General features: G+C 43.7%; 8 protein-coding genes. All 8 read left to right on the top strand.

The features are described 5' to 3' along the window. Positions 1 to 2: 2 nt before the first annotated feature. Entirely contained in the window at positions 3 to 896 is an 894-nt protein-coding gene (locus HCJ54_RS10090; RefSeq protein ID WP_187137534.1) for an anti sigma factor C-terminal domain-containing protein, read from the top strand. A 283-nt stretch (positions 897 to 1,179) separates the two neighbouring features. After that, the gene (gene rpoB / locus HCJ54_RS10085) at positions 1,180 to 4,737 is read left to right on the top strand and encodes a DNA-directed RNA polymerase subunit beta (RefSeq protein WP_425324801.1); all 3,558 of its coding nucleotides are present in this window, start codon (positions 1,180 to 1,182) and stop codon (positions 4,735 to 4,737) included. Positions 4,738 to 5,044: 307 nt separating this feature from the next. Further along, positions 5,045 to 8,659, top strand: a complete 3,615-nt coding sequence (rpoC, locus tag HCJ54_RS10080; RefSeq protein ID WP_187137532.1) for a DNA-directed RNA polymerase subunit beta' — start codon at positions 5,045 to 5,047, stop codon at positions 8,657 to 8,659. A gap of 347 nt (positions 8,660 to 9,006) precedes the next feature. Continuing rightward, positions 9,007 to 9,993, top strand: a complete 987-nt coding sequence (locus HCJ54_RS10075) for an aromatic acid exporter family protein (RefSeq protein WP_185409879.1) — start codon at positions 9,007 to 9,009, stop codon at positions 9,991 to 9,993. Between the two features lie 63 nt (positions 9,994 to 10,056). Then, a complete protein-coding gene (pbp4, locus tag HCJ54_RS10070; RefSeq protein WP_342354460.1) occupies positions 10,057 to 12,087 on the top strand; it encodes a penicillin-binding protein PBP4(5) in 2,031 nt (676 codons plus the stop codon). Between the two features lie 137 nt (positions 12,088 to 12,224). Beyond that, a complete protein-coding gene (locus tag HCJ54_RS10065; RefSeq protein WP_187137531.1) occupies positions 12,225 to 13,007 on the top strand; it encodes a gamma-glutamyl-gamma-aminobutyrate hydrolase family protein in 783 nt (260 codons plus the stop codon). Between the two features lie 18 nt (positions 13,008 to 13,025). Then, positions 13,026 to 14,666, top strand: coding sequence for a peptide ABC transporter substrate-binding protein (locus HCJ54_RS10060; RefSeq protein WP_187137530.1), 1,641 nt, complete (start codon positions 13,026 to 13,028; stop codon positions 14,664 to 14,666). 259 nt (positions 14,667 to 14,925) lie between these two features. Next, positions 14,926 to 15,339: a 30S ribosomal protein S12 gene (rpsL, locus tag HCJ54_RS10055; protein WP_036060238.1), complete on the top strand. Its 414-nt coding sequence runs from the start codon at positions 14,926 to 14,928 to the stop codon at positions 15,337 to 15,339. Positions 15,340 to 15,372 lie beyond the last annotated feature (33 nt).

Here is a 15,372-nt window from a genome sequence, read left to right as displayed (position 1 = left end):
TTATGGAGAGCGGTAAGCGGAATAAAAGACGAATAGGGCTAATCAGTGCAGTAATTGTTATAATAGTGTGTGTAGGTCTAATTATCGGAGGCATGAAATTAACAATGTTCCATAGTGCAAAATTAGATGAAGAAATATTGGATCAAGTTGTTATAAATTCACCCAATGTCTCGTTAGGAAGCCGCATTAAGGCGCAAAATGATATTTTTAAAGGTCAGTTTATTTACAAACAGTACAAGGACATTGATGGGTATATTATTCCTTGGACCGACATTATTGGCAATTATGGGGTATGGGGTGAAAATAGTGTAGGAAGAGTGCCGCTAAATAATTTCAACGGAACATTAGATTTCACAGAAGGAACTAATCAGAAGATGATGAAATTTTATAGCCAGGATGTACCCTATAAAAAAATAAATAACGATATAGTCTTAACTTCTACAGATACTGACAAGGTGATGGAGATGGCGATCTCTTTTGATAAAAAATATTCGTTGAAAGAAATTCGAGCAAAAATTCCAGTAAATTTAAATATAGCGTGGTTGTGGTTGGGTGAAGAAGAGAATGGGGGACAATCAGATGCATTAACTCCAGACCAGGTTTACGGTTTCGAGGGGATTCAAAAGAAAGTTGAAAAAGTATCTGATGCAGATGTATTTAAAGGTAATTACAATAACTTTATTTCAAGTTTAGAAAGTTTAGCATCGAAGTCAGAACATGTAGCCAACTTGCTAACTAAGTATGGTAAGGAAGATATCGATAGCTTGCAATTTAAAGGCATCGTCCTAACTGGCCAAGCAATCAACTTCAAACAACTCGCAGGCGCCCCTTTTATCCGCGCCTCTGAGATCGGCGCCACAGCAGACATCGTTCCATACATCAAACCATACAAATAATGAAGCTTAGAAAGATGGCATCAATGAAGTCCTAATCATTGACTCCGTCTTTTCACTATGATATTATAATAAGATGCCAAAAGAATCGATATCGCCATATGTAGCGGTGAATATTGAGGAATTGCAGTTTTAGCCTGTTTGGTTCACATAGCAAGGAAATAGTGGTTTTCTTTAAGGAGCCCACTTTCTTTTTGTCTTTTTTAGGTATTTTTGCCAAGTTCCATTGTACTATTTTTGCTGCAATGTGCTTAATAAATTTAGTTTATTTGAGAGGGTGAATGAGTTGTCAGGTCAACTAGTTCAGTACGGAAGACATCGCCAACGTAGAAGTTTCGCTCGTATTAGTGAAGTGTTGGAGTTGCCAAACTTAATCGAGATTCAATCGAAGTCCTACCAATGGTTTTTGGATGAGGGATTACGTGAAATGTTCCGCGATATTTCTCCAATTGAGGATTTTGCTGGGAATTTGTCACTAGAATTTATCGACTACAATTTGGGAGATCCGAAATATTCAGTAGAAGAGTCGAAAAACCGTGATGCGAATTATGCAGCACCATTGCGTGTAAAGCTACGTCTTATCAATAAAGAGACGGGCGAAGTGAAAGACCAAGAAGTATTTATGGGTGATTTCCCGCTTATGACCGAGATGGGTACGTTTGTTATCAATGGCGCCGAGCGTGTTATTGTATCGCAATTAGTTCGTTCCCCAGGTGTTTATTTTAACGGGAAACTCGATAAAAATGGTAAAAAAGGTTTTGGTTCTACTGTCATCCCTAACCGTGGGGCATGGCTTGAGTACGAAACTGACGCGAAAGATGTTGTTCATGTAAGGATCGACCGGACGCGTAAATTACCAGTTACTGTTCTTTTACGTGCGCTTGGATTTGGCTCCGATAGCGAAATCTTGGAATTAATCGGGGAGAATGACTACTTACGCAACACTCTTGAGAAAGATAATACCGATAATGCGGACAAAGCATTGCTTGAGATTTACGAGCGCTTACGTCCTGGTGAACCACCAACTGTTGAGAATGCGAAAAGCTTGCTTGTATCGCGTTTCTTTGATCCAAAACGCTATGATTTAGCGAATGTTGGTCGTTATAAAATCAACAAGAAACTGCATTTGAAGAACCGTTTATTTAACCAAACACTTGCAGAAACGTTAGTAGATCCAGAAACTGGTGAAATTATCGCGTCTAAAGGTGATATCTTAGATCGTCGTAAATTGGATTCGATCATTGAAAACCTTGAAAATGGTGTCGGATTCCGTACGTTACGCCCAACGGATGGCGTAATGGAAGACAGTGTTGTTGTTCAATCGATCAAAATTTACGCACCAAATAGTGAAGAGGAGAAAATTATCAATGTTATTGGTAATGCTTATATTGATGCGAGCGTAAAACACATTACGCCGGCTGATATTATTTCTTCGATTAGCTACTTCTTCAACCTGCTTCACGGAGTAGGGGACACAGACGATATTGACCATCTTGGGAACCGTCGTTTGCGTTCTGTTGGGGAACTTTTACAAAATCAATTCCGTATCGGGTTGTCTCGTATGGAGCGTGTGGTTCGTGAGCGTATGTCGATTCAAGATATGAGCACGGTGACGCCGCAACAATTGATTAATATTCGTCCGGTTGTCGCATCCATTAAAGAATTCTTTGGTAGCTCGCAGTTATCACAGTTTATGGATCAGACTAATCCACTTGCCGAGTTGACGCATAAACGTCGTCTTTCAGCGCTTGGACCCGGTGGTTTGACGCGTGAACGTGCTGGTTATGAAGTACGTGACGTGCATTATTCCCACTATGGTCGTATGTGTCCGATTGAAACGCCTGAGGGACCAAACATTGGGTTGATTAACTCCTTGTCCTCTTTTGCGAAAGTGAATAAATTTGGCTTTATTGAAACACCATATCGTCGTGTTGATCCTGAGACGAACCGCGTAACAGATAAGATCGATTATCTAACTGCGGACGAAGAGGATAACTATGTAGTAGCCCAAGCGAACTCCAAGTTGGACGAGCAAGGTAGCTTTACTGAAGAAGAAGTTATGGCTCGTTTCCGTTCTGCCAACTTAGCTGTAGAAAAAGAACGTATCGATTACATGGATGTATCGCCAAAACAAGTAGTTTCGGTTGCGACGGCATGTATTCCGTTCCTTGAAAATGATGACTCCAACCGTGCGCTAATGGGAGCCAACATGCAACGTCAAGCGGTACCACTTTTGAATCCAGAAGCTCCGATCGTCGGAACTGGTATGGAGCACGTCTCTGCGCGTGACTCTGGTGCTGCTGTCGTATGTAAACATGATGGTGTCGTTGAGCACGTGGAAGCAAAAGAAATCTGGATTCGCCGTATTTCAGAGATCGATGGCAAAGAAGTAAGCGGTGGTATTGATAAATATACATTGCGCAAATTTGTCCGTTCGAATCATGGTACGTGTTATAACCAATATCCAAACGTAGCAGAAGGAGACCGAGTTACAAAAGGCGAAATCCTTGGTAACGGGCCTTCCATGGATTCAGGTGAGCTTGCCCTAGGCCGTAACGTACTTGTTGCGTTCATGACTTGGGATGGTTACAACTATGAGGATGCGATCATCATGAGTGAACGTCTTGTAAAAGATGATGTTTACACGTCGATTCATATTGAAGAATTTGAATCAGAAGCGCGTGATACAAAACTCGGACCTGAGGAAATGACGCGCGATATTCCAAACGTTGGGGAAGATGCATTGCGTGACCTTGACGAACGCGGAATCATTCGTGTCGGAGCAGAAGTGAAAGACGGCGATTTGCTTGTCGGTAAAGTAACGCCAAAAGGTGTAACAGAGCTTACTGCAGAAGAACGTTTACTACATGCTATCTTCGGTGAAAAAGCGCGTGAAGTTCGCGATACATCCCTACGCGTACCGCATGGTGGCGACGGAATTGTCCTTGACGTGAAAATCTTTACACGTGAAGCTGGCGATGAATTACCACCAGGTGTTAACCAACTCGTTCGTGTGTATATCGTTCAAAAACGTAAAATTCATGAAGGCGATAAAATGGCCGGACGTCACGGAAATAAAGGGGTTATCTCTCGTATTTTACCAGAGGAAGACATGCCTTATATGCCAGACGGAACGCCAGTCGACATCATGCTTAACCCGCTAGGTGTACCATCACGTATGAACATTGGACAAGTATTGGAGCTTCACTTAGGTATGGCAGCTCGTTACCTCGGCATTCACATCGCGACACCAGTATTTGATGGCGCGAACGATGACGACGTATGGAGCACAGTAGCCGAATCCGGTATGGCACCAGATGCGAAGACCGTTTTATACGATGGCCGCACAGGCGAACCATTTGATAACCGTATTTCTGTTGGTATCATGTATATGATTAAACTTGCCCACATGGTTGACGATAAATTACATGCACGTTCAACTGGTCCATATTCACTAGTAACGCAACAGCCACTAGGTGGTAAAGCACAGTTTGGTGGACAACGTTTTGGAGAGATGGAAGTATGGGCGCTAGAAGCATACGGTGCCGCTTACACCCTTCAAGAAATCCTAACGATCAAATCCGATGACGTAGTAGGTCGTGTGAAAACATACGAAGCCATTGTCAAAGGTGAAAGCATTCCAGAACCAGGCGTACCAGAATCCTTCAAGGTATTAATTAAAGAGCTTCAAAGTCTAGGAATGGACGTAAAAATCCTCTCCGCAGACAAAGAAGAAATCGAATTACGCGACCTAGAAGATGAAGAATTCGGCGCCCAAAATGACGCTTTCAACATCGTATCCGAACCAGTGAAACCAGCAGGTATTATAGATTCGAATCAATGATATATAAAGCCAAGCGCATTTAATTCTCTACAGAATTAAATGCGCGAAGCTAAAATAGAACATGAATAACAAAAACGTTAGACGGATGGAAGACGCCAAACCTATTTTTAGAATGGGTAAGACGTATATACTGCTTTAATCAAATCGAGCGAAAGCGGTTGTATTCATCTATTGTTGTGGAAGCCGGAAGCGGAGCATACTTGCGTATGTGAGAACCGGAAGTCCGCAAGAATAGATGAATGCGAGCGCTTGTCGCCGATTTACATGAGATAGGCTATCCGCCATAACTTTAGGAGGTAGACCATTGGTGTTAGATGTGAAAAATTTTGAGTATATGAAAATAGGTCTTGCGTCTCCAGATAAAATTCGTTCATGGTCACACGGAGAAGTTAAAAAACCAGAAACAATCAACTATCGTACGCTGAAACCTGAGCGTGACGGTTTGTTCTGCGAAAGAATCTTCGGACCAATGAAAGACTGGGAATGTTCTTGTGGGAAATACAAACGTGTTCGCTATAAAGGCGTAGTTTGTGATCGCTGTGGCGTTGAAGTCACGAAGTCCAAAGTTCGTCGTGAACGTATGGGACACATTGAACTTGCTGCACCAGTAACACATATTTGGTATTTCAAAGGTATTCCAAGCCGTATGGGACTTGCGCTTGACATGTCACCGCGTGCGCTGGAAGAAGTTATCTATTTTGCTTCCTATGTTGTAACAGAACCAGGCGATACACCGCTTGAAAAGAAACAATTACTTTCAGAAAAAGAGTATCGCGTTTATCGTGAGAAATATAGTCAGTCGTTCCAAGCTGGAATGGGCGCAGAAGCAATCAAAAAACTTCTCGCAGACATCCAACTTGAAAAAGAAGTGACCGGCTTAAAAGAAGAGTTGAAATCGGCACAAGGACAACGTAGAACTCGTGCGATTCGTCGTTTAGAAGTTCTAGAAGCGTTCCGTCATTCCGGCAATGATCCAAGTTGGATGGTGCTTGACGTGCTTCCAGTTATCCCGCCAGAAATCCGCCCAATGGTACAACTTGAAGGTGGACGTTTTGCGACAAGTGATTTGAATGACCTTTATCGCCGTGTAATTAACCGGAATAACCGTCTGAAACGCTTGCTTGATCTAGGTGCGCCTAACATCATCGTGCAAAATGAAAAACGGATGCTCCAAGAAGCAGTCGATGCTTTGATTGATAATGGTCGTCGTGGCCGTCCGGTAACAGGACCAGGTAACCGTCCACTGAAATCACTGTCTCACATGCTAAAAGGGAAACAAGGTCGTTTCCGTCAAAACTTACTAGGTAAACGTGTCGATTATTCTGGTCGTTCCGTTATCGTCGTAGGTCCGAACCTTAAAATGTACCAATGTGGACTTCCAAAAGAAATGGCGCTCGAACTATTCAAGCCTTTCGTTATGAAAGAATTGGTAGGCCGTGGCCTTGCGCATAATATTAAGAGTGCGAAACGCAAAATCGAACGTTCTTCACCTGAAATTTGGGATGTATTAGAAGAAGTTATTCGTGAGCATCCAGTACTACTTAACCGCGCACCTACTTTGCATAGACTAGGTATCCAAGCTTTCGAACCAACACTTGTTGAAGGCCGTGCGATTCGTCTGCATCCGCTAGTATGTACAGCTTATAACGCCGATTTTGATGGTGACCAAATGGCTGTCCATGTTCCGCTGTCCGCAGAAGCACAAGCAGAGGCACGTATTTTGATGCTCGCTGCCCAAAACATTTTGAATCCGAAAGATGGTAAACCGGTTGTAACGCCTTCTCAAGATATGGTACTAGGTAACTACTACTTAACGCTTGAACGTGAAGGTACAATTGGCGAAGGTACGGTATTTACAGATATTAACGAAGCGCAGTTAGCTTACCAAAACGGTTATGTTCACTTGCATTCACGTATCGCTGTTGTCGCAGGCTCGATTGACAACGAAAGATTTACCGATGAACAACGTCAGCAACTCTTGATTACAACGGTTGGTAAACTGATTTTCAATACAATTTTACCGACGTCGTTCCCATATATTAACGAACCGACAGATTACAATCTGGAAGTCGAAACGCCGAAAAAATATTTCGTAGATACGAACACGGACGTGAAAAAACACATTCAAGAACAAGCAATCGTGGACCCGTTCAAGAAGAAAATCCTCGGTAATATCATCGCGGAAGTCTTCAAACGATTCCATATTACAGAAACGTCTCGCATGCTCGATCGTATGAAAGATCTAGGGTTCAAAATCTCTACAAAAGCCGGTATGACAGTTGGTATCGCCGACATCTTGACACTGGAAGAAAAGCATGACATTCTTGAAGAAGCGCATGATAAAGTAGAGAAAATCACGAAAACATTCCGTCGTGGTCTGATTACGGATGATGAAAGATATGAACGTGTTATCGCTGTCTGGAACGAAGCGAAAGACGTTATCCAAGGCAAACTGATCTTGAGTTTGGATCGCTTAAATCCGATCTTCATGATGCAAGATTCCGGAGCTCGTGGTAACATCTCCAACTTTACACAGCTAGCAGGTATGCGTGGTCTGATGGCCGATCCATCTGGACGTATCGTAGAACTTCCGATCACATCGAATTTCCGTGAAGGTCTGACGGTCTTGGAATACTTTATCTCGACACATGGTGCGCGTAAAGGTCTTACCGATACCGCCCTTAAAACTGCCGATTCTGGTTATCTTACTCGTCGTTTGGTTGACGTGGCGCAAGATGTTATCATTCGTGAATACGATTGTGGCACCGACCGTGGTCTTGAAATCCAAGCTATCCGTGAAGGTACTGAAATCATCGAAGCACTGGAAGAACGTTTGGAAGGTCGCTATGCTCGTAAATCGATCAGACACCCAGAAACAGGCGAAGTTATCGTTGCTGAAAATGACCTGATTACGGAAGAGAAATCCCGTCGTGTCGTTGAAGCTGGTATCGAACAAGTAACGATCCGTTCTGCGTTTACATGTAACACGAAACATGGTGTATGTAAGAAATGTTACGGTAAAAACTTGGCAACAGGAACAGAAGTCGAAGTCGGAGAAGCCGTTGGTATTATCGCCGCGCAATCTATCGGGGAACCAGGTACACAGCTTACAATGCGTACGTTCCATACAGGTGGGGTAGCCGGAGACGATATCACGCAAGGTCTTCCACGTATTCAAGAGATTTTTGAAGCCCGTAATCCTAAGGGGCAAGCGATTATTACCGAAGTTGAAGGGGAAGTTGTTTCTATTGAAGAAGCGCGTGACCGTCAACAAGAAATCGTGATACAAGGTAAAGATGAAGACCGTCGTAGCTACAGTATTCCATATACTGCTCGCCTTCGCGTTAAAATCGGAGACATTGTTGATCGTGGAGAGGCACTGACAGAAGGTTCGATCGATCCGAAAGCATTGATCCGCGTTCGTGACGTCCTTTCCGTACAAGAATATCTACTTGCTGAGGTACAAAAAGTTTACCGGATGCAAGGGGTTGAAATCGGCGATAAACACGTTGAAGTTATGGTTCGTCAAATGTTGCGTAAAATCCGCGTAATGGACACTGGTGATACAAACATCTTGCCAGGAACATTAATGGACGTGCATACATTTACCGAGTCAAACCGTGACGCATTACTTGCCGGCAAACAACCAGCGACTGGACGCCCAGTATTGCTAGGTATTACAAAAGCATCCCTTGAAACAGATTCCTTCCTGTCCGCCGCATCATTCCAAGAAACAACACGTGTTCTTACAGATGCAGCAATCAAAGGTAAAACCGACGAATTGCTCGGCTTGAAAGAAAATGTTATCCTAGGTAAGCTGATTCCGGCCGGTACTGGTATTCACCATTATCGTAAGCTGAAATCTTCTGTGCTAGGCAAAGAACAAGAAGTAGCTGATGTGGAAGAAACGACGCATATCTAATTAGATGCTGAACGCGCCCGTTCAGCCCTGAAAGAACTTGGAGCCGCCGCAGAAAAAGTCCGCTTTTGACTTTTGCGGAGGAGGTGAAAGTTCCGAAGGGTTGGCGCGAGAAGCTCGATAAACCAAGATGCTGAACGTGCCCGTCAGGACTGAAAAAGTTTGGAGCCGCCGCAGAAAAAGTCCGCTTTTGACTTTTGCGAAGGGGGTGAAAACTTCGAAGGCCTGGCACGCGAAGCTCGATTAAAAACATGAAGAGTCACCTCCGAATCAATTTTTCGCAGGTGGCTTTTTTAATTGTAATGAATGGTGTAAAATAAAGAAGGATACGAAAAAAGAGGTGAAAGACTTTGAAAATTGGATTGCGTACAGTGAAAACAGCTGTGGGCGCGACGCTCGCAATATTAATTGCCGAATGGTGGGGCTTAGAATACGCCGTTTCAGCAGGTTTGATAACTGTTTTAAGCATTCAAAATACGAAAAAAGGCTCGATACAACTCGCGATACAACGAGTATATTCGACGGTTATTGCGCTTACGATATCCGCGATTTTCTTCATGTTACTCGGATTTAACGCGATTGCATTCGGGTTTTATTTACTCGTCTTTATCCCGATTGCGGCTAGGTTGAAAGTAACGGACGGGATTGTGGTCAGCTCGGTGCTTGTGACGCACATTTTGGTGGAGCAGTCGCTCACTTTATTTTGGTTTACGAACGAGATGCTACTCATGGCAGTTGGTGCCGGAATCGGCATTTTACTAAACCTATACATGCCAAAAATGGATACAGAACTAAAACAGCAGCGCCAAAAAATTGAATCCGTAATGCGTCAGATTTTCTTTTGCTTTGCGCAGGATTTGAAGCGGGAGCCAGTTTACTTAGATGAGAAGAAGTTGATTAAGCAGTTAGGTGAGTATTTGACGGAGGCTAATGCGCAGTCGAAGCGCCATTTTGATAATCAGTTGTTTGCGGATTCGCGTTATTACATAAAGTATATCGATATGCGTACGGTGCAGTTACGGGTCATCCGGCAAATGAACTTGTCGGTGCGCCAAATTAGTATCTTGACGGAGCATGCAGGTAAAATGGCGGGCTTGGTGGAGAAGACCGCGTTATCGCTTTCGGAGCGAAATCCGGCCGAAGATTTGATTGCGGATGTGAACGCGATGCTTGCAGACTTTCGCCAAAGCGAGTTGCCGAAAACACGGGAAGAATTTGAGGGTCGCGCGTTACTTTTTCAATTTTTGGGTGATTTACGTTATTTATTGGAGCTAAAACGCGATTTTACGAAGCAGTTTGCAGATGATAAAGAATTGGTAAAGATTAATGCTAGTTAAGCATTCCTTTGCTATAATAAAGAAGCAATCAAAACGTGATTTTTAGAAAATGGAGGGAACAAGGTGCGCAGACAAAAGAAGAGTAACAAGAAATGGATTTGGATCAGCCTCATTGTTGTTTTAGTCCTTGCAGTTGGCGGAGGCGCGACCTATTATTTCATGAACAGTAGCGCTAAAAATGAAAAAATGGCCAACGAGGCTGCGGAGAATTTCACAACGAATGTTAAAAAGCAGAATTTCACGAAGCTATCGGACGATGTGACGAAAAAATCACTGAAGGATAGTGGTTTTACGGCTAAGGAAATGGAAGCGAAATATAAAACGGTTTATACAGGAATCGATGCCCGTGACATCAAGGTTTCTGACTTGAAAGTGACATATGACGATGCCAAGAAGAATTATAAATTGGCGTATAGCCTAGAAATGACGACGACGCTTGGTAAGATGGATAAGCAGAAATATAAGGCGACTATCTCAAGTGAAGATGATGATTGGAAAGTGGACTGGAAACCGAACTTAATTTTTCCAGGGATGGTGAAATCGGATAAGGTTCGCTTGACGACAGATGAAGCGAAACGTGGTCAGATTCAGGATCTGAACGGCAAAGGTCTCGCGATTAATAAGAACGTGAGTGAGGCGGGGATCGTTCCGAATGATCTTGGTGAAGGCGAAGCGAAGAAGAAGAATCTGGAGGCAATCAGCAAGCAGTTCGATATTCCTGTCGCTGATCTCGAGAAGAAACTCTCGCAAAGCTGGGTGCATCCGGATACGTTTGTGCCAATTAAGGTATTGACGACAGGCTCGCCGGTTCAAATGGCTGGTGTTACCTATGCGACGATTGAAACGCGCTATTATCCGCTCAGCCAAGCGGCAGCACATTTGATCGGCTACGTTGGCGAAGTTAGTGCGGAAGACATCGGGAAGAATAAATTGCTAAACTCCGGTGATTTGATCGGAAAAGCAGGTTTGGAACGCTATTATGACAAGGCGTTGCGTGGCGTGAACGGCGGCCGTATCCTGATTGTGAACGACGATACGAAAGAGGAAACCGTTCTACAACAAAACGAGAAAAAAGATGGCGACACAATCAAGCTCACTATTGATAGCAAGATCCAGCAAGACACGTTCAATGCGCTAAAAGGTGAGGTTGGTTCTGCGACGATTATCAATCCTACAAACGGTAATTTAGCGGCGCTAGTCAGCTCACCGTCCTACGATACAAACCAGATGGTAGCAGGCATTTCAAGCGAAGATTATAAGAAGTACACCGATGATAAAAAACTTCCTTTCTTAGCTCGCTATGCGACACGCTATGCACCAGGCTCTACTTTTAAAACAATTACGGCGGCAGTTGGCCTTGAAAATGGTACGACAAAACCAGATAAAGTCCGTGAAATCTCTGGTTTACAGTGGCAAAAAGATAAATCATGGGGCAAGTATTTTGTGACGCGCGTCCATGATATTCCGAAAGTGAACATGGTTGATGCACTCGTGAACTCGGATAATATTTACTTTGCACAAGAAGGGCTCGCGATGGGGACGACCAAATTCCAAGATGGCCTGAAGAAATTTGATTTTGGTGAAGAATTTGATTTACCGTTCAACATGGAACCAGCGCAAATTTCCAACGACGGTATTAAATCAGATATTCTGCTCGCGGACACGGCCTATGGACAAGGTGAACTATTGATGTCACCAATCCAACAAGCCGTTGCCTATACACCGTTCGCGAACAACGGTAAGATGGTCTATCCGAAATTGACGGAAACGCAGGAGACGAAAACAGCAAAAGATTCGATGAGTGCAGGGACAGCGAATACTGTCAAATCAGCGCTAGTTCAAGCGGTTTCCAAATCAGAAGGAACCGCGCATAAACTCCAAATCGCAGGGCACAACATCGCTGCGAAAACAGGGACTGCGGAACTGAAACAAAAACAAGGCGAAAGCGGTCTTGAAAATGGTTTCTTGTTAGCGTTTGACAGCGATAAACCAGATTACCTCGTTTTGGCCATGATTGAAGGCGTGAATGGCCGCGGTGGTAGTGGACTTGTGATTGATAAGATGAAACCAGTGATGGAGTCGTTCTATAAATAAGCAGAGAAGCTTGAGAGGTCTATGTGACTTTTCAGGCTTTTTTGTGTAATCACTTTACTTTCCTTTTTAAGGGGGGTATAATGAGTGAAATATTAATTCCGAGTAAATAGATGCGAATTAAAAAGGAGGCGAAGCGGATGACTGCAATTATTGGTATTTCGGCAGCGGTACTGGCAGAACAAGTACCAAATACGATTTCCCGCAATGGAACTTATGTTGGTGGAGATTACGTATCGGTTATTGCGAAAAGCGGGGCAGCACCATTTGTTATTCCCGTGACAGATACGGGACTTGTGACGACTTTTGTGAATCAGATGGATGGGCTTATTTTATCCGGCGGTCAGGATGTTTCGCCAGCTCTTTACGGCGCGCTACCTCAAGCGAAACTCGGCGTCACCTCGATTGCTCGTGATATATTCGAACTGGCCCTTTTAAAAGAAACACTGGCGCAAAAGAAGCCAATACTGGCAATTTGCCGCGGGGCTCAGCTACTGAACATCGCATTTGGAGGAACGCTTCATCAAGACACTAGTTACATCAGAAATGCGAATTTAGAGCATATGCAACGAGACCAAGCGACAAGAGCGACGCATAGTATCCAGATTGAAAAAAATTCCCAACTTTACAGCATTCTCGGAAGCACAGCGCAAGTCAATTCATTCCATCATCAAGCTGTCGATATATTGGGTGCTGGCTTAAAAATCACTGCAACTGCCCCAGACGGCGTTGTGGAAGCCATTGAAAAGCCCGGCGTCCCATTCGTTATTGGCGTCCAGTGGCACCCAGAACTAATCGCTGAAAATGATATCGGGATGCAGCGTATGTTCCAAGAATTCGTGAAAAGCGCCGAACGCGGTAGCATCAAGCAAATCTACAATGCACCACCCATACATTTGAAGAAGAGAGCTACATTGCGTTAGCAAAAGGGAGGAAATGACATGAAAAAGGGAATACTTATCACGCTGATTTTGCTGCTCGGAGTTGTTATCGCGGCATGCGGTGGCAGCAAAGGGGACGAGCAACAAGCAAGCACCAGCGAGGCAAAACAAGCCATCAAAGTCACATCCGCAGGTGAAATCGCGACACTGGATAGCGCGCTGTATAGTGACACGTTCAGCTCAGACGCGATCGGTCAAATTTCCGAAGGCCTGTACCGCGTCAATCCAGATAACGAGGCAGAACTAGGCATTGCCAAAGCTGAACCAACCGTGAGCGCTGACAAAAAAGTGTACACATTCCAATTGCGCGATGACGCCAAGTGGTCAAACGGAGAACCAGTCACAGCTGCAAACTTCGTTTATGCATTCCAAAAAGTCGTGAACCCCAAAACAGCATCACCAAGTTCCAATCAACTCGATGTTATCAAGAACGCGAACCTGATTCGCAACGAAAAAGCAGCGCCAAAAACGCTAGGCGTCAAAGCCATAAGCGACAAAACACTCGAAATCACGCTGGAAAACCCAATCCCATACTTACCAAAACTACTAACCGGCACACCATTTTTACCACAAAATGAAAAGTTTGTCATATCTACAGGCTCTAAATATGGGACCTCCGCCGATACCGTCTTGTCGAGCGGGCCCTTCCTATTGAAAGACTGGTCAGGAATCGGCACATCATGGACATACATCAAAAACAAAGACTACTGGGATGCCAAAAATGTCAAATTAAATAAAGTCACCGTCCAAGTAGCTAAAGACACAGGCGCAGGCGTCAACCTTTACGAAACCGGAGGCGTCCAATACACCGCACTCACCGACGAATTCGTCCAAAAATACAAAAACGACAAAGCCTATCATTCCGATTCCAAATCATTGATTGGCTATCTCGGATTTAACGAAGACCGCGCATCTACGGGCAATGTCCATTTGCGCAAAGCTTTATCCATGGCATTCGACAAAGAAGCTTACACAAGCACCATACTCGGAGATGGCTCGAAACCACTAAACGGCTATATCCCAGCTGATTTCGCCAAAGATCCTGAGAACAGCAAAGACTTCCGCGCTGAAAATGGCGACTTAGTAACGTTCGACCCAGACAAAGCGAAAAAAGAATGGGAGACAGCAAAAAAAGAACTCGGCATTGACAAACTTAGCCTAGAAATCCTATCCTCTGATACCGAAGTTTCCAAGAAAACCGTTGAATTCCTACAAAGCGAAATCGAGAAAAATCTGTCAGGACTCACAATCAAACTAAAGGGTGTACCATTAAAGAATCGGCTGGCCCTAACAACAGCTGGGGATTATGATATCTTCTATGGAACATGGTCGCCAGATTACAGCGATCCAATCAATTTTTTAGAAGTGTATCAATCCGATGGCGGTCTCAACTTTTCGAAATATAATAGCAAAAGTTATGATGCTGGGCTGAATGCTGTCAAGAGTATCTATGCGACGGAACCAAAAAAACGCTGGGATGAGATGCTTACACTGGAGAAGCAGCTGATTCAAAACGACGCTGTTATCGCACCATTCTATCAAGGCGCAACAGCCTACTTGTTAGCTCCTAGCGTGAAGGGTGTTCAAATCTATCCGTTTGGCAGAAATATCTCTTACCGGCTAGCTTACGTCGATAAATAAGAAAGACTAAAGAATAGTTGCAATGGCCGTATCCAAACGACTGTTTTAGCTATTCTTTTCTATAATAACAAACCCAACCAAAACGCTTGACAATCCACTAATAAGAATGGTACTATATCCAAGGTGCCTCTTCCGTCGTGGCGAGGTATAGAAAATAGAAGCTGTTGTTAGGATTATCCTATCAGCAATTTTATTTTAAAGAAAAAATGAACCACCTGGATGTGTGGCTCTAGAAAAATCGGAAGGAGGAAACCAAAAAATGCCTACAATTAATCAATTAGTTCGCAAACCGCGTCAATCTAAAACTAAGAAATCAGATTCTCCAGCACTTAACAAAGGCCTAAATACTTTCAGAAGATCATTAACTGACGTATCATCTCCACAGAAACGTGGTGTATGTACTCGTGTTGGTACAATGACTCCGAAGAAACCTAACTCGGCGCTTCGTAAGTACGCTCGTGTACGTTTGACTAACGGACTTGAAGTAACTGCTTATATCCCAGGTATCGGACATAACCTACAAGAACATAGTGTTGTACTTATTCGTGGAGGACGTGTTAAAGATTTACCGGGGGTACGTTATCATATCGTACGTGGTGCTCTAGATACAGCTGGTGTTGAAAATAGAGGACAAAGCCGTTCTAAATACGGAACGAAAAAACCTAAAAAATAAACTAAACTTTAGCAAGAATGCTGAAAAACATTC

This window comes from Listeria grandensis, assembly GCF_014322885.1.
GTDB classification, from domain to species: Bacteria; Bacillota; Bacilli; order Lactobacillales; family Listeriaceae; genus Listeria_A; species Listeria_A grandensis.
The sequence above is the reverse complement of the archived record's forward strand: the minus strand, read 5'-3'. Positions and strand labels throughout refer to the sequence as shown.